Origin of the sequence: Wolbachia endosymbiont of Rhagoletis cingulata, assembly GCF_048537655.1 — a bacterium.
Taxonomy (GTDB): domain Bacteria; phylum Pseudomonadota; class Alphaproteobacteria; order Rickettsiales; family Anaplasmataceae; genus Wolbachia; species Wolbachia pipientis.
The window spans coordinates 644373-660797 of record NZ_CP175927.1 but is presented as its reverse complement, the minus strand read 5'-3'; the positions used below and the strand labels follow the sequence as shown (position 1 = coordinate 660797).

The 16425-nt window shown below is 37.1% G+C and carries 10 protein-coding genes and 2 pseudogenes; 8 read left to right on the top strand and 4 right to left on the bottom strand.

The annotated features are described in order from the left end of the window. The first annotated feature begins 139 nt into the window (after nucleotides 1–139). The 5 genes and pseudogenes from ACJZL3_RS03010 (at nucleotide 140) to ACJZL3_RS02990 (ending at nucleotide 3360) form a co-directional block, all read left to right on the top strand. The gene (locus ACJZL3_RS03010; RefSeq protein WP_419198930.1) at nucleotides 140–850 is read left to right on the top strand and encodes an ankyrin repeat domain-containing protein; all 711 of its coding nucleotides are present in this window, start codon (nucleotides 140–142) and stop codon (nucleotides 848–850) included. A gap of 31 nt (nucleotides 851–881) precedes the next feature. After that, nucleotides 882–1133: pseudogene (locus tag ACJZL3_RS03005) on the top strand (ankyrin repeat domain-containing protein); the annotation flags it as partial. A gap of 380 nt (nucleotides 1134–1513) precedes the next feature. Then, complete coding sequence (locus tag ACJZL3_RS03000; RefSeq protein ID WP_419198602.1) at nucleotides 1514–1636, top strand: hypothetical protein; 123 nt, start codon at nucleotides 1514–1516, stop codon at nucleotides 1634–1636. A gap of 43 nt (nucleotides 1637–1679) precedes the next feature. After that, nucleotides 1680–2927 carry a group II intron reverse transcriptase/maturase gene (gene ltrA / locus ACJZL3_RS02995; RefSeq protein WP_419198601.1) on the top strand — a complete coding sequence of 416 codons (1248 nt, stop codon included), beginning with the start codon at nucleotides 1680–1682 and terminating at the stop codon, nucleotides 2925–2927. A 49-nt stretch (nucleotides 2928–2976) separates the two neighbouring features. Further along, nucleotides 2977–3360, top strand: a complete 384-nt coding sequence (locus ACJZL3_RS02990; protein WP_419198929.1) for an ankyrin repeat domain-containing protein — start codon at nucleotides 2977–2979, stop codon at nucleotides 3358–3360. 9 nt (nucleotides 3361–3369) lie between these two features. On the opposite strand, the gene secA is transcribed toward ACJZL3_RS02990, so the two are convergent. After that, the gene (secA, locus tag ACJZL3_RS02985; RefSeq protein ID WP_419198928.1) at nucleotides 3370–6030 is read right to left on the bottom strand and encodes a preprotein translocase subunit SecA; all 2661 of its coding nucleotides are present in this window, start codon (nucleotides 6028–6030) and stop codon (nucleotides 3370–3372) included. A 249-nt stretch (nucleotides 6031–6279) separates the two neighbouring features. On the opposite strand from secA, the gene ACJZL3_RS02980 reads away from it, so the two are divergent. Further along, a complete protein-coding gene (locus ACJZL3_RS02980; RefSeq protein WP_419198927.1) occupies nucleotides 6280–9756 on the top strand; it encodes a tetratricopeptide repeat protein in 3477 nt (1158 codons plus the stop codon). 38 nt (nucleotides 9757–9794) lie between these two features. On the opposite strand, the gene odhB is transcribed toward ACJZL3_RS02980, so the two are convergent. Continuing rightward, the gene (gene odhB / locus ACJZL3_RS02975; RefSeq protein WP_419198926.1) at nucleotides 9795–10967 is read right to left on the bottom strand and encodes a 2-oxoglutarate dehydrogenase complex dihydrolipoyllysine-residue succinyltransferase; all 1173 of its coding nucleotides are present in this window, start codon (nucleotides 10965–10967) and stop codon (nucleotides 9795–9797) included. A gap of 955 nt (nucleotides 10968–11922) precedes the next feature. Between odhB and hemC the strand changes: the two genes are divergently transcribed. After that, complete coding sequence (gene hemC / locus ACJZL3_RS02970; protein ID WP_010962666.1) at nucleotides 11923–12801, top strand: hydroxymethylbilane synthase; 879 nt, start codon at nucleotides 11923–11925, stop codon at nucleotides 12799–12801. Next, a complete protein-coding gene (gene murB, locus ACJZL3_RS02965; protein ID WP_010082163.1) occupies nucleotides 12792–13679 on the top strand; it encodes a UDP-N-acetylmuramate dehydrogenase in 888 nt (295 codons plus the stop codon). Before hemC ends, murB begins: the two co-directional genes overlap by 10 nt. A gap of 402 nt (nucleotides 13680–14081) precedes the next feature. Here murB and ACJZL3_RS02960 read toward each other — a convergent pair. Then, nucleotides 14082–14878, bottom strand: a pseudogene (locus tag ACJZL3_RS02960) (Rpn family recombination-promoting nuclease/putative transposase). Beyond that, on the bottom strand, nucleotides 14875–16422 hold the full coding sequence (gene ltrA, locus ACJZL3_RS02955) for a group II intron reverse transcriptase/maturase (protein WP_006280223.1): 1548 nt from the start codon (nucleotides 16420–16422) through the stop codon (nucleotides 14875–14877). Before ltrA (ACJZL3_RS02955) ends, ACJZL3_RS02960 begins: the two are co-directional and overlap by 4 nt. Between the last annotated feature and the right edge of the window lie 3 nt (nucleotides 16423–16425).

Sequence of the window (16425 nt, the reverse complement as noted above, 5' to 3'; positions counted from 1 at the left end):
ATTAATAATAGGTAAAAGTGTATGAAATAAAAAGAAAAAGACTTGCTTTCTTATGCTAAAAAGGACATGACTTGAATAGCAGCAGGTAAACATAAGAAATTTATCTAACGCTAGAAAAGCTAATTTTGTGAGGTATGAAATGAGTTTTAGCAAGAGTAAGTTTTTTAAAGAAGTATCAAGTAACGGATTTAAAGACATTAATAAAAGAAATGAAGAAGGAGAGACGATCTTGCATCAAGCAGTAGAAATCTCTGATTACAAAACAGTGAGATTATTAATAAAAAAAGGAGCAGAGGTAAATGCAAGAGATAAAAATGGTTATACACCTCTACACTGTGCAGTATTCGCAAAGAGTTTAGAAAATGTAAAAGTGCTGCTAAGGTCGGGAGCAGAAGTAAATGCCACTCAATATGTCAGTGGATGTACGCCACTCCACTCTGCGTGCAAAATAGGAGGAGCAAAAGTTGAAATAATAAAAGAGCTAGTAAAAGCGGGAGCTGAAGTTAATCAACTGAATAAGTACGGTGCAACACCAATGTACTATATCTGGGAAAGTGAAAAGTATTCTTTGTGTGATAGAGAAGAGAGTGAAAAGGCAAGTAAATTTTTAAGAGAAAAAGGTGGAATAACAAAAAGTAGAGAACTGACGTGCTATGGAATAGAGGGGCTAGTAGGAGAAATAGCAGACATGTTGAATGGAAGCTACATGCCGGAGCTAAAAATAATAGAAATAGGAGAAATAAGGAAGAGAGACAAATCGCTAATAAAGAAAGAATGTCAAAATTTAGCAAACAAAATAATGAACCAAGTGAACGAAATGATAGATGAGGTGGTGAGAAGGAAAGCTTAAAAAAAAGGTCAAAGAAAAGGTGAGGTGGATTATGTTAAAGCTTGGCAAATTTAATAAATCAGCAAAAGAATTATTAGAGAACTCATATAAAAATATTTATGCAAGAGACGAAAAGGAAAGAACAGCTCTGCATTATGCAGTAGAGGTAAAAACAGTGAAGTTGTTAGTTGAAAAAGGAGTGAATGTGAATGCAGCAGATGTGAAAGGATACACAGCACTGCACCTAGCGGTAACGGAGAAACGCATAGAAACCGTGAGAGAATTGATAAAGTCAGGAGCAAATGGTGTGCCGTAGAGATACAAAGAATGTTCAAGTAAGAGCAAACTAAGTGCAAAAGCTGCACAGTAGATGAGGGTAGGTCCCTCGGAGCCGGTTTACAAGAGCAGGCTTCAAACAACCATAAGCTGCTTTGGTAAAGAGCCAAGGTAGTGAGCGTTATGGAAAAGGCATAATTATATGTCATGTAAGGAATAGAGAGATGAACGAAAGTGAACCACTGATGAAGTGTCGAAACCTTTTAAATGACGTCAAAACCAGGGGGTCGTTTGTAACCTGGGATAAATCTATCGGGAGCTTGTTTACTGGATAGATGGCGTCCGGCATAAAGGTGGCATGAATCCATTTCAGGCTATTGTGTGGAACTACGGGAACCTGTCGTTTCGATGATAAGGGAGAAATCCAAGGAGCTAAACTCTAAGGATGAGAGTACCGATGCGAAAAACAGGGGCGGATCAGCTCGTAGTAGTGAAGAAGTTTCTGTAATGGAAATCGAGAGAAGGGGCTGAGTTATTTAGTTTTAATGATTTATCAACCGAAAGGGAGGAGTTAATGAGTAAAACAAAGTCTTTTGATATATCAAAGCAACTTATTTGGAGAGCTTATAAACAAGTATCGAAAAATAAAGGTGCTGCTGGTGTGGATGAGGTTTCGATAACAAAGGTTGAAGAAAATCTAAAAGATAATCTGTACAAACTATGGAATAGGATGTCATCCGGAAGTTATTTTCCAGAGCCGGTAAAAGCTGTTGCGATACCAAAAGATACAGGAGGGCAAAGAATTTTATGTGTTCCTTCAGTATTCGACAGGATAGGGCAAACGGCTGCTGCTATGTATCTAGAGCCGCTGGTAGAACCAAAATTTCATGAGGATTCATATGGTTATAGACCAAATAAGTCTGCACTGGATGCGGTAGATACAGCTCGTAAAAGATGCTGGAGGTACGATTGGACGATAGATCTTGATATATCTGGATTTTTCGACAATTTGGACCACGGCTTGGCATTGCAAGCTATCAAAAAGCACACAGACTGCAAATGGGTCATACTGTATGTTGAGAGGTGGATGAAAGCCCCCATTCAGCAAGCAGATGGCAGTAAGGTAGTTAGGGATAAAGGAGTTCCGCAAGGAGGTTCAGTTAGCCCAATCATCTCTAATATATTCATGCATCATGTGTTTGATATATGGATGAAAAAGAACTACCCGACGGTACCATTTGAGAGGTATGTGGATGATGCGATAGTGCACTGCAGAACAGAGAAACAGGCAGAGTTTGTGAAAGTAATGATCGAAGAAAGATTGGCTGAGTATAAGTTGAAATTACATCCTGAAAAGACACAGATAGTGTACTGTAAGGATGACAATAGGAGTGGTGGATTTCCTAAACAAAGTTTTGATTTTCTGGGTTACACATTCAGACCCAGGTTAGCAAGAAATAAAATAGGGAAATATTTTGTCTCATTTCTCCCAGCAATTAGCAACAAGGCCAAGAAAAAGATTACTACAACCATAAGGTCATGGAAAATGCTACGAAATACGCATATAACATTAGAGGAGATGTCAGGAAAAGTAAATCCAATAGTCAGAGGCTGGTATCAGTACTATGGCAAATTTTACAGAACTGAAGTATACAAATCTCTAAAGAATATAGAGCGGCATCTAGAAAAGTGGGTGAAAAGGAAATATAAGAGACTCAGGAGTCACGGAAGACTAGCAAGACAATTTCTAGGAAAGGTGAGAAAGAGGTCTCCGGATATTTTCTATCACTGGACACTAGGGTTAGGCCAAAAGGCTGAATAATGGAAGCTGTATAAATCAAGAGGTTTACGTACAGTTTTGCGAGAGACTGGTGGGGAAGTTCCACTGGTCTACTCTCCTTAATATACAAGATCGAGGAGGAAGAACTCCTTTACACTACGCTGTTCAGCGTGGATACCCAAAGCTAGCAAAACTTCTACTAAATGATGGTGCAGATCCATCATTTATTCATAGATCTAAAGCTATAACAGCAGGAGTTGCTGTGGGTATATTAGCTGCCATTGTTACTCCATTAGCACTCGTTTACGCTACTGCATTACCTGCACTAGCAATAATTGGAATTACTGTAGCATCTGCACTGATAGTTGGTGGAATTTCCTATGGGGCTGCGTATAAGTCATCAGAGCACTCATTAAACAGTAAGCTAAGTGAGGTTAGATGCAGTAATGTTGATGGAAATAAACAAACTGTATAACCATAATTATTAGCTCACCACAGTAACCGCACCATGGCAGTGTTTGTATTTCTTTCCGGAGTTGCAAGGACATTTGTCGTTTCTTGAGACTTTGGGAAGTCTGCTATTTCTAGCAGAATGTAACCTATTGCCTATCTCTTGGTTGTCTGCCAACTTAAAGTGTGCTAAGCGGTGAATGGTGAGTTCCTTCCATTTTTCAAGCATTGACTCAAACATCAAGAAAGCTTCGCGTTTAAATTCATTCAGTGGATCTTTCTGCCCCATAGCACGTAAGCTTATGCTTTGTCTTAGGCTCTCTAGAACTGAAAGGTGTTCCCTCCATAAATGATCAAGTGTCATTATCATCATTTGCTTTACGATCGTATTCCACAAATCTGTAGTGTGCTGACTGTTGAAATATTTTTCTTTCTCAGTAAAAAATCCTTGTATCTTATCATTTATATAATTCAAAGCTTCTTGTTTATTCAAAAACTTTGCCAAGTCTTCTTTATCAAGCGTTATTCCATACCTTGTATGGAATTCTTTGACTATATTTTCAATATAATCCTCATAATAGCCACTTTGGATTATACCTTCTACTACGCTCTCATTTACTTCGCTATATACTTCAAGTAAATCATTAATTTCGTTGCCTAAGATATTGTTTCTCTGTTTAAAAATAACTTTACGTTGGTTATTGATTACGTCATCAAACTTAAGTAGAGATTTCCGCACGTCATAGTTTCTAGCTTCAACTTTCTTTTGCGCTTTCTCGAGTGCCTTATTGATCCATGGATGATGAATAGCTTCGTTATTCTTTAACCCTACTTTTTGTAAAAAGCTTCTCATTCTATCAGAGCCAAATATTCTCATTAGGTCATCTTCGAGCGATAAAAAGAACTTAGAAAGTCCAGGATCCCCCTGACGACCAGAACGGCCGCGTAATTGATCATCTATTCTCCTGCTTTCATGTCTTTCGGTTCCAACCACACATAAACCACCAGCTTTTATAGCAATTTCCTTATCTTTTTTTACTCTTTCAACTATTTCTTGGTATTTTTTTTCTCTTTCATCAGCATTTTTTATCTTCTTTAGCTCTACCTTTGCGATCATTTCAGCATTTCCACCGAGTTGAATATCAGTTCCACGCCCTGCCATGTTAGTTGCTATAGTGATACTACCTGGCACCCCAGCTTGCGCTATTATGTACGCCTCTTGTTCATGATAACGAGCATTCAATACTGAATGCTTAAGAGAATGGCTTTGCAAAAGCGCAGAAAGCTTCTCAGAGTTTTCGATGCTCACCGTGCCAACAAGGACCGGTTGAAGGCGTTTGTAGCATTCTTCTATAAACTTCAACACAGCATTAAATTTTTCCTTTTCTGTACCGTAAATTTCATCATCAATATCAACTCTTTTTACAGGTACATTGGTTGGAATTTTTACTACATTTAATCTGTATATATCACGAAACTCTTCTGCCTCTGTTGCTGCTGTTCCCGTCATTCCGGAAAGTTTATTGTACATACGAAAGTAATTCTGAAATGTGACCGATGCTAAAGTTTGGTTTTCATGCTGAATTTCAAGATTCTCCTTCGCTTCAAGTGCCTGATGAAGACCATCGGAATATCTCCTGCCCTCCATCATACGCCCAGTAAATTCATCAATAATCACTACCTTGCCATCCTTTACTATATAATCTTTATCAGCAGTAAACAGCTTATATGCACGTAATGCTTGGTCTATATAATGAGTCATTATCATGCTGTCAGTATCATAGAGCGAGGAATTTTCAGGAATGAGATTGTATGACCTTAGTAGTTCCTCCACTCGTGAAATACCATCTTCAGTCAAGAATACCGTTCTACCTTTTTCATCTACTTCATAATCGGAGTCAACTAATTTGGTTACTATTTTATTGATATGCTTATATATCTGATTGTTTTCCTCAACCGGGCCAGAAATAATAAGCGGAGTGCGAGCTTCATCAATGAGTATTGAGTCCACTTCATCAACTATTCCGTAGTGAAAGCCTCTCTGAACCATGTCTTCTTGAGAAAATTTCATATTGTCTCGCAGGTAATCAAAGGCAAGCTCGTTATTTGTGGAATACACGATATCTGCACTGTAAGCCTCTTTCCTCTCTTCGTCTGTCAAGTTATTCGTAATAAACGCAACAGAAACCCCAAGAGAATTATATAATTTGCTCATCCACTCTGTGTCTCGTTTTGCAAGGTAGTCATTAACAGTTACGACGTGTACGCCTTTCCCTTCTAAGGAATTTAGATATGCTGCTAAAGTTGCAACGAGTGTCTTTCCCTCTCCTGTTTTCATTTCTGATATCATACCATTGTGGAGCACCATTCCACCAATCAGTTGAACATCAAAGTGCCTCATGTTAAGAAACCTTCGAGAGGCTTCACGCACAACTGCAAATGCAGGTACGAGAAGATCATTTAACGTTTTCCCATTTTTCAATTCTTGTTTGAATTCTTCAGTTTTACCAGCAAGCTCCTCATCAGATAAACTCTGCATTTCTGTTTCTAATGCATTTATTTGCTGAACAATTTTCCTAAAGGATTTTATTATCTTCTTATTTGTTGACCCAAATATCTTTCTTATAAAAAAGAATGACAACGTAAAAATGAAAAATATAAGAATGGCTGTCAAAATTAGCGGAGAATCTAGCATAAACTTAAGTAAAGTCTTATTTAATATGAGATTATATTACTAAATGCAGCCTACAGCAATTACATATTAGATTTGGGGAGTCTTTGGAAAGTCTTTTTTAAATCAAGAATTAAGAGTTTGCCAGGCAATTCCTACCCTCGAAGGCCTTTCTATCAACACATAAAGACTCTATTGCATTATTTTAGGTGTTTGGTAATCTTTAATTCTAGATCAAACAAATTTATAGCAGCCTGTATGAGGTAACTAGTTATGCACGGTAATATCTACCAGCTAAAGGTATTGATGCTATTTTTGCATCGAGGAGTGCTCTATCAGCACTCTTTTCGCTTAGGTACAGAAATAGAAGAGGCCAGAAAATTCGATGATTTAGTATTTGAATGTACCCAAGGTAGTAAGAAAGTATACCGTTTTTTGCAGGCTAAACACACACAAGATGAAGATAACAAGAAAATTGGAGTAGGGAACTTACTTACAAAAGATAAAAGTGGTGAGTTTGGATTAGCAAAGTATTTTGTTTCTTACCTAAAGATCAAAAATAATCAAGATTTTGCAGATGGTAACCTGAAAGATTTTATTATCTGTACTAATATCGATTTTGATCTGGATCAAAGCACAGCACGAAACACAGTGAAGAAGTTGAGGGTAAAAACTTTAGGACCAAACGAGGAAATAGAAATTTTAGTTGAAGTAATCGACACTAGTGATGTCTTTTTTAAAGATGGTGGCACTAGATATAAGTTCTCTTATATTCACAATAACATGATTTCAGTAGTGCAACCAGCATTTGAAAGTGCTGTAGAAGAAGCGATGGAAGAATTAGAAGAGGAGATAAAAAAACTCCAAAACAAGCCAGATCAGAACTCAAAAAGGAAATTGGAAAGAAATCAGACGTGGCAACGTGAATTTGGACGAATGATGAATGAAGGTAGGTTGGAAGACAATATAAAAGAATTTTTTGATAAGTTAGTATTTGCAGTAAATCAGCCCAATGAAATAAAACTAGCGGATATTATCAAAAGTGAGCTAGGCGAGCAATTTAATGATATTGATAGACAGAATGTTTACGCTCGCTTCCAAGAAAAAATGCTAGATTGGTTGAAAGAAAAAGGGAGACGTTTTCTTACACATGAAGACGGAAGAGAATTCTTTCGCAAGATGAAAGAAGAAATCTTAGGAGGCTTTCGATTTGAGGTGAGAAATCCAGTAGGATCGTTCACTGGAAGGACAGAAGAATTACGAGAACTACACAAATTAATACAAAAAAGTCAAGGTGTAGCCACAGTAATATCGCAACTGGTTTCTATTAGTGGGTTGGGAGGAATAGGTAAGACTGAGCTGGCCAAAAAATATATTGAAGAACACAGTAAAGATTATGACAACAATATTATATGGATAAAAGCTGAAACCCATGAAACCATGGTGCAGTCTTTTCTCAGGTTAGCTAGAGATCCTTTAGGCATTCCTACAGAAGATAGGGATATTGAATCTATTGTAAGAGACATATACGCTTTTTTCGCCAAGAGAAAAAGTCTCTTTGTTTTCGATAATGCAGAAGAATATAGAAGTGAAGGTCAAGATGCTGGTATTAGTCAATTCTTACCGTCCCACTTTTTATCATCTGATGATAATAAACCTAGTGTTTTGATTACCTCTCGTAATCAGAAATGGGGAGATATAAAATCATTAACATTGGGTGCATTTACTGAACCAGAATCAATAGACTTTATTAGAAAAGCATTAGGTATAAAAGATGGTTCACAAGAAAATGAAATAAAGAATTTGGCAGAAACATTACAGCATTTTCCTTTAGCTTTGCAGCAGGCAGTTGCATACATAAAAGAAAGGGATATAGCATTAAAGAATGTAGGCTTGAAGTTTGAAATTAGTGATTATTTAAAGAGATACAAAGAGGAAGCAGAAAAATTACTTGATTTTAAGTTTCCTAAAGACAGCGACAATAGCTACACCAAGACAACTTTTATAACCTGGAGAATTACTATTGATAAAATCAAAGATAACCCAGAGTATGGTCAGCAAGCCAAAGAAATCTTGGATATCATTGCCTATATTGCTCCTGACAACATTCCTGCAAAAATGTTTTTAGGGGTAGAACGCAATGAAGAAAAGTTAGGTGATGCTATCCAACTACTTAAACAATATTCAATGATCAACTCAGGAGAAGAGCAAAGCTCAGTCAATATCCACAGGTTAGTACAGCAAGTAACAAGAATAGAGTTAGAAAAACAAGGCAAAGACAAAGTTGTGAAAAAGACTTTTGAGTTACTGGAAGAAAGCTTTCCTTACGGCAGTGATAAATTAGAAGATTATGCTAAGAAACGACAATTATTGCCGCATTTAGAAGCGTTCTTATCACATGTAGATAATTGGCTAACAAAAAATCCTTCAGAAAAACAAACAATAGAAAAGGATTATCTTGTAAATTTGTTAATATGGATAGGCGATGGATATTTTGATTTAGATCCTAGAAGACAAAAGAAGTCGCTTGAACGGGTTTTACCTATCATCAAGAAACATTATGGCTCTGATCATTTTCAAGCTGCTATTACATTAGCAAACCTTGGCATTGCTTATGGTGCTTTAGGTGATCCTCAGAAAGAAAAAGAGTTGCTTGAACGGGCTTTACCTATCTTGAAGACACATTATAGCCCTGATCATTTCGAAGTTGCTAAACTGCTGGCAAACCTAGGTAACGCTTACGGGTATTTAGGCAATTATAAGAAACAAAAGGAATTGCTTGAACGAGCTTTAGCAATTCAAGAGAAACATTGTGGTTCCGATCACTCTGAAGTTGCTAGAACACTGGCAAACTTAGGTAACGTTTATGGTGCTTTAGGTGATCCTCAGAAACAAAAGGCTTTACTTGTGCGAGCTTTACTTACTTTTGAGAAACATTATGGCACTGGTCATCCTGAGGTTGCTAGAACACTAATAAGTTTAGGCACCGCGTATAGGGCTTTAGGTGATCCTCAGGAAGAAAAAGAGTTGCTTGAACGGGCTTTACCTATCTTTAAGGAATATTATGGCTATGATCATTTTGAAGTTGCTAAACTACTAGCAAACCTTGGTATCGCTTATGGTGCTTTGGGTGATCCTCAGAAAGAAAAGGAGCTGCTTGAACAGGCCTTAACAATTAAAGAAAAATATTACAACTCTGATCATTTTGAAGTCGCTATTACTCTGACAAACCTTGGTATCTCTCATGTGGATTTAGGTGACTATAAAAAACAAAAGGAGTTACTTGAACGGGCTTTAGCAATCAAAAAGAAACATTACAGGCCTGACCATTTTGAAGTTGCTGGAACACTGGCAAACCTCGGTAATTCTTATAGGGTTTTAGGTAATCCCCAGAAGGCAAAAGAGTTGCTTGAACAGGCTCTAGCAATTCGAAAGAAACATTACGGCCTCGACCATTTTGAAGTTGTTAAATTACTGGCAACCCTCGGTATCGTTTATGGCACTTTTGGCGATCATCAGAAAGCAAAAGAGTTGTTTGAACGAGCTTTACCTATTTTTGAGAAACATTATGGCTCTGGTCATGTTCAAGTTGCCAAACTACTGGCAAATCTTGGTATTGCCTATGGCGCTTTGGGCGATCACAAGAAACAAGAGGAATTGCTTGAACAGGCCTTGCCTATTTTTGAGAAACATTATGGCCCTGATCATCCGGAAGTTGCTAAACTGCTGGCAGAACTAGATGACATTTAGGTTTTTAGCAATACTGGATTAACAACAATTCATTTGAGCTACACTTCCAAAACTAATCTATTTGGATCTTCTATATAATTTTTTATTTTAACGAGGAAAGTTACTGCTCCTTTGCCGTCAACTATTCTGTGATCGTAAGAGAGAGCAATGTACATCATAGGTCTGATTTCTACTGCATTACCAACAGCAACTGGCCTGTTTTGTATTGAATGCATTCCAAGTATTCCAGATTGCGGAGGGTTTATTATCGGAGTGGAAAGAAGTGAACCGTATACTCCACCGTTTGAGATGGTAAATGTTGCACCTTCCATTTCTGATACTTGTAATTTACCCTCACGAGCTTTTTTGCCAAGAGCAACTAAAGTCAACTCAATTTCTGCAAATGACATCTGATCGGCACTCCGAATAACTGGTACAACAAGACCTTTATCGGTGCCAACAGCAACACCTACGTCATAGTAATGTTTATATATGATTTCATCGCCTGAGATTTCAGCGTTAATTTCAGCAATTTCTTTCAATGCTTGCACCGCTGCCTTTATAAAAAACGACATAAAACCAAGTTTTATTCCATATTTTTTTTCAAAGGCGTCCTTATATTTTGCTCTTAGATCCATGACATTCTTCATGTCAATTTCATTGAACGTGGTCAGTATTGCAGCAGTATTTTGCGATGCTTTCAAACGAGCGGCAATTACTTGCCTTATTTTGCTCATTTTTACTCGTTCCTCTCTTTGCTCTCCATTTACTACACTTTTTGGCAATTCATATTGTTTTATTGCAGGTTGTTCAGCTTTGTTCATATGGCCTATCACATCTGCTTTTGTTATTCTGCCTCCCATGCCAGTTCCTTTGACGCTTTCTGCACTGATTGCATTTTCTTCCATAATTTTACGAGCTGATGGAGCATCTTTTTTAGCAGCACTTTCGCTTTTATCTTCTTTTCTCGCTTCCTCTTTTACTTCTCCCATGGAAAGCTTTGCTAACAATTGATCAGGACTTATTACATCATCTTCTTTTATAAGAAATTCAGTTATTTGCCCTGAAGCTTCTGCAGTTAATTCGAGTGCTGTTTTGTCAGTTTCAATTTCAAAGATCAAGTCATCTACTTTTACTGCTTCTCCAATACCCTTCTTTATTTTTACTATACCTTCTGTAACTGATTCACCACCAAGAGTTTTTGGTGCTCTGATTTCTATAATTTTGCTCATAAAACAACTTCCGTATAAAACTTTCTATAGATTTATACATGAAAAGAGACATGTAATAAACTAATAAATTCATTGAGGCTCTTATCATTTAGAAGTGACAAACGGATAACATATTCCCAAATGTCATTCCAGCACGTGACGCTAGGCCATAAAAATTCCTTGACAAGCTTTGCCATCCCCCCTATCATGAAACTGAAGCTATTTATTTATCTTCGCAATCTGTGCAGGTTAATGACAAAAAACTTAGGGTATTTGGCGTCTCATGTTTAATTTTTCGCACTACGTGCATCGCATGTCTTTAAAAATTTTTAGGTTTTTACCTATATAAGCCGAAACGCGCTTACAAAGCGTTTAAGACAGCAAAAAACGTCAAATTGACAAGGGAGAATTTGAATGCTAGCTACTACGGGGTTTCTTTGCCTTTTTTCCTGCTTAGTAAATTTCTTAAACACTTGCGGTGTAGGTTAGTTGCAAGTTAAAAGCAGCTAAATCGCTCTTAATCAAGCGTTTTAGAATAAAAAAAACGCCGATATTTTAGTACATAGTAAATAGCCAACCACCACGGGGCTTCTTTTGCCTTTTTTTTCGCTTGGTAAATTTTTTAATATTTATAGCTAAACGACAACCGTCATCCCGCTGCTTGTTAGCGGGATCTAGAGATACCGCGAATGAATCGCGGTATGACGGTTAAATAATTCGTCATCCCGCTACGTGTTAGCGGGATCTAGAGATACCGTGACGGTATGACGGTTCGCGGTGGTATGACGATAAGGTTTATACCTTGTCATGCAAGTACTAGAATCCAGTAAGCTTATTTATGCATATAAAAGGTTATTATTTTGTAAAGTCAAAGTTGCTTTTGGTTTTAAGTTAAAGTACAATAAATGCAAAGGTTTATATAAACTGGATCCAAGTAGTCAGCTACTTGAATGACATCAGACAAACAATCGTACACATGCTAGTCAAAATAGGTACCAGAGGAAGCAAGCTTGCAGTTGCCCAGGCTTTGGAAGCAAAACAAAAGTTGCTGGATTCTTTTCCTAACTTATCTATTGAAATTGTTAAAATAAAAACTTCTGGAGATAAGTATGCAAACGCAAATCTTGCTGAAATAGGAGGCAAAGGATTATTCATTAAAGAAATTGAGACTGAATTGCTCGAAAATAATATAGACATGGCAGTTCATTCGCTAAAAGATATGCCTGCGTTTTTCTCAGGGGGTTTAACAATTCCTTGTGTTTTAGAAAGGCTAAGTTCATGTGATGCGTTTATTTCTCATAAACACAATAGCCTTGAGTCTTTGCCACAGCAGGCTACTATTGCCACTTCTTCAATAAGAAGAAAAGTTCAGTTGTTAAATGTTAGACCAGATTTAAATATAGTACCGCTACGTGGAAATGTAACAACCAGATTGCAAAATCAAAGTTTTGATGGAATAATTCTAGCTGAAGCAGGACTCATAAGATTAGAAAAACATCACTTGATTACAGAGGTATTGCCACCAAAAGTTATGTTAAGTGCAGTGGGGCAGGGGGCGGTTTGTATTCAATGTAGAAGGAATGATGTAAAAATTATCGATCTTTTAGAGAAAATTAATAATAATATGTCTTTTATAGGAGTGAAATCAGAGCGCAGTTTTATGAAGACAGTGAATGGTTCATGTTTTACACCACTTGCAGCTTTGGCTGAATATGTGAGCGAAAATATGCTACACCTTCGTTGTATGTTAGCAAGTGGAAAAAATATATACTTCACTGAGCGCACTTCATTTATAGAAGATGCGGAGAAAATGGGTATGGATGCAGGATTAGAGTTGAAATCAAAATGCTTATAAGCTTACCTAAAGTACGTGGAATCTATCGTTATGATGTCTTAATGTCTAAAGCGACGTGGTTAAATGTTGGTGGACGAGCTGATGTATTATTTAAACCATGTGATATTGAAGATTTAACATACTTGATTAAAAATACTGAACTGCCAGTTAGCGTTATTGGTGCAACATCCAACATAATAGTGCGAGATAGTGGCATTCGAGGAATAACAGTAAAATTAGGTAAGGAGTTTGCATATATTAAAAGTAAGGGTAACAACTCTATTGTAGCTGGGGGAGCTGTGCTGCTCAGCAACCTTGCTCACTTTGCGGGAAATCAGCAGATTAGTGGGTTGGAGTTTCTAGTTGGAATTCCAGGAACAGTTGGTGGCGGAATAGAAATGAATGCAGGTGCATATGGTAGTGATATCGCAAGTGTTGTACAATCCATAAAAGCAGTGAATCTAGAGGATGGAAACCTATATGAGTTCTCCAGCGAAGAAATGGGGTATTTTTACCGTGGACATAGCCTAAAAGGAAATTGGATTTTTGTTGAAGCTGAGTTTAAAGGAGTAAACTCAGAGTATGAGCTTATACTGCAAAGGTTAAAGGAAGTTATTGAGAGGAAAAATAAAAGCCAGCCAATAAGAGGAAAAACTGCTGGGTGCATATTCAAAAATCCAAAAAACTACCGAGCATGGGAGTTAATTGATAAATCTGGCTGCCTAAGGTTAAATATTGGTGGAGCTAGAATCTCTAAGAAACATTGTAACTTCTTGCTCAATTACGATAATGCAACTGCATCTGACTTGGAAAACCTTGGCAACAAAGTAAAAGATGCAGTAAAGGATAAATTTAATGTTGAACTTGAGTGGGAAATAAGGGTTTTGGGTAGCTATTAGATAGTTTTTATAGCTTATGTATATTCGTTCAGGAGAACGGCAAATAAGGTAAACAAGTAATCTAAAAAAATAATCATAGAGAAACCGTGAGGTAATGTGGTTAATCTTGTAGAACTTTGCAAGAATCTAGAGAGAAAAATAGCAAAGTTATACCAATTCTCATTATTAGTGAATCAAATAAGCGATATTGTAGAGTTATTTAATTGTGGAGTGAGAAAGAAAGGCAATAGTATGGCTTTTTTTCCATTGTTATCTATCCGTTTATTGTGCAGTGGGAATTGGTATTAGCTGAACGGACACTATTGTTATACTATATCTTATATACAATTGTGCAATATGGACAATGGCAACAAATTTACTAGCGAAATTCAGTGATTTATGATTGATAATTAAAGTTCTTAATTAGTAACCGTTCACACTTAATTCTTCAATCTCACTAATAGAAAGGCCAGTAAATTTGACAATAGTGTTGACATCAACATTGTTAGCCAGCATTGCTTTTGCGACTTCGATTTTTCCTTCGATTTTTCCTTCCTCTTTACCGATTTTGATGCCTCTTTCTTCGCCAATTTGGATGCCTTTTTCAGTAGCAAGGTCAAGTCTGTATTCAAGAATGGCTTCTTCTTTGCGCAGATCCATTATTCTTTCTTCATAAGTTATTAGATCTTTTTCATTCCAGTGAAACTTATCTAATTCATCATATGCTAGCTTTATTATTGGTGATTTTTCCGCAATTTTTCTGAGATCTTCGTCCGTTGTTTCATCTGCATATTTGAAAAAAATAGCCAACGGTCTACTACACTTTCTAGTTGTTCTTCTCTACTCTTAGGAAATTTTGGCAGCTCTATGAAGATAAATTGAAAATCTTTTAAGTCATGCTCATTGGTTTTTTCATCTCTTATGGTATGGCTAGATATATAGTCAAGCTTATCAGGGAATAAGGTACAATTTGAAATCGCGATAAAGAAAATCTTCTTTAAATCAACGTATTTACCAGATTTATCAGCTTGTCTTGAGTAAGCCTTAGCAGCATAAAGTTGTGCGCGTTTTTCAAAGCCTTTATCACGAGCGAGCTGGTTAGGTAAGGAAGTAGTATTGCTACTACTCCCTCCCTTAGAAACGCAGCATGCAGGTTTCCCCACACTACGCTTGAGCCCCTTATCTAAGTCCTTCTTTTCTCGAACCGGCTTGTCCTTCATGATTCCTCAGAAAACATCATTCTTAATGGTGACACCAACAGTAGAGAACCTTCTCTTGAGAAAGAGCTTGCTAACATTTTTGTTTGTTTCACTCTTTCATCAAAATACTTTTTCCATTTTAAGTCAAGTGGATTTGCATCCGCCCTGATTTTAACATGTCGTCTGATAGGTATATCAATCAACCTAAGCAGTCTTAAATACCTTATCTCTTTCGGTTTGTTCTTGCATATGGGTGCAGCAAAGACCCATTGGCGTTGTTTCATTACCTTGAAGTAACGATTCTTTATCCAACGTAATCCTTTACGAGGATGTCTTTTCTTTGCCCATTTCCATAGAGCACACATAATTTCATGGTCTATTTTGTTAAAAGCTCTTTTCGCACACACATGGCTGTAGTAATTTCCCCATCCCCTTAATAGGGAATTGAGCAACTTGATTAGTACGGCCTGAGTGTTCGCTATGTTTGCCTTTATCAATGTACGTGCTTTATTAAGAAGTTTCTTAATACTTTCTTTTGAAGGTTTTATAATTAACTTCTTATTATACCTGCGTACATTACAACCAAGAAAGTCAAACCCTGTTGTAATAGATGTAATTTTTGTTTTCTCTTCGGAAAGGATAAGACCTCTCTCCTGAAGAAAGGACGATACTAGAGGTTTTACTTCATTTTCCAGTACTTCACGTGTGATTCCTGAAATGATAAAGTCATCTGCGTACCTGATTACATTTACTCCACTTCTGATTTTGCTTCTTCTTTTACTGCCAAGTTTACCAAATTGACTTTCCAATGATTTTTCAAGTCCATTTAGGGCTAGATTTGCTAGTATTGGAGAGATGATACTACCTTGTGGGGTACCTGCAGTTGTGGAATACAGAGTTTTTGATTCTAGGAAGCCAGCTTTTAACCAGCTATGAAGAATTTTCTTCTCCATAGGAATATGCTTCATGAGCCATTCATGGTTAATGTTATCAAAACACCCTTTAATATCACCTTCGAGTATCCATTGTAGTTGGTTACGGCTTGCCAGTAACAAGTGACAAGCCACAGTAGCGTCTGCGCAGGATCTTTTTGGTCTAAAACCATAAGAGTGACGATCACTGATCGTTTCAGCTATCGGTTCCAAAGCAAACAAGTATAATGCTTGCATGGCTCTATCTTTTATCGTAGGGATTCCAAGAGGTCTTCTTTTGCCATTAGACTTACTGATGTATATCCGTTTTAGCGGAGAAGGTTTGTATCCTCTTTGTTTTAATAGCTTTATTCCTTGAAATTTTGTGTTGCAAGTTGACCATATTTGACGATCTACACCTGCTGTGTTTTTTCCTTGGTTTTCAGTTACTCTCTTAACCGCCAAAGCTTTGCCGCTAAAAGAGCGTGTGAGAAGGTGTTGTAAAGTTTTCACCTTACCCCATCTGCCTTGTTGGACAGCCTTAACAATACGCCTCTGTAGCCTCATAACAACTTTTTGGCATTTCTTCCAGGGTAACTGGTTCCATGCTTCGGAGTTATTGGTAGGTGCACTTACAGTTGTACTTGTAATCATCTG

What these genes read in the sequence shown, in the direction of transcription:
- ACJZL3_RS03010 (WP_419198930.1), top strand. Translation starts at nt 140, where the DNA reads ATGAGTTTTAGCAAGAGTAAGTTTTTTAAAGAAGTATCAAGTAACGGA.
- ACJZL3_RS03000 (WP_419198602.1), top strand. Translation starts at nt 1,514, where the DNA reads ATGATAAGGGAGAAATCCAAGGAGCTAAACTCTAAGGATGAGAGTACC.
- ltrA (WP_419198601.1), top strand. Translation starts at nt 1,680, where the DNA reads ATGAGTAAAACAAAGTCTTTTGATATATCAAAGCAACTTATTTGGAGA.
- secA (WP_419198928.1), bottom strand. Translation starts at nt 6,030, where the DNA reads ATGCTAGATTCTCCGCTAATTTTGACAGCCATTCTTATATTTTTCATT.
- ACJZL3_RS02980 (WP_419198927.1), top strand. Translation starts at nt 6,280, where the DNA reads ATGCACGGTAATATCTACCAGCTAAAGGTATTGATGCTATTTTTGCAT.
- odhB (WP_419198926.1), bottom strand. Translation starts at nt 10,967, where the DNA reads ATGAGCAAAATTATAGAAATCAGAGCACCAAAAACTCTTGGTGGTGAA.
- hemC (WP_010962666.1), top strand. Translation starts at nt 11,923, where the DNA reads ATGCTAGTCAAAATAGGTACCAGAGGAAGCAAGCTTGCAGTTGCCCAG.
- murB (WP_010082163.1), top strand. Translation starts at nt 12,792, where the DNA reads ATGCTTATAAGCTTACCTAAAGTACGTGGAATCTATCGTTATGATGTC.
- ltrA (WP_006280223.1), bottom strand. Translation starts at nt 16,422, where the DNA reads ATGATTACAAGTACAACTGTAAGTGCACCTACCAATAACTCCGAAGCA.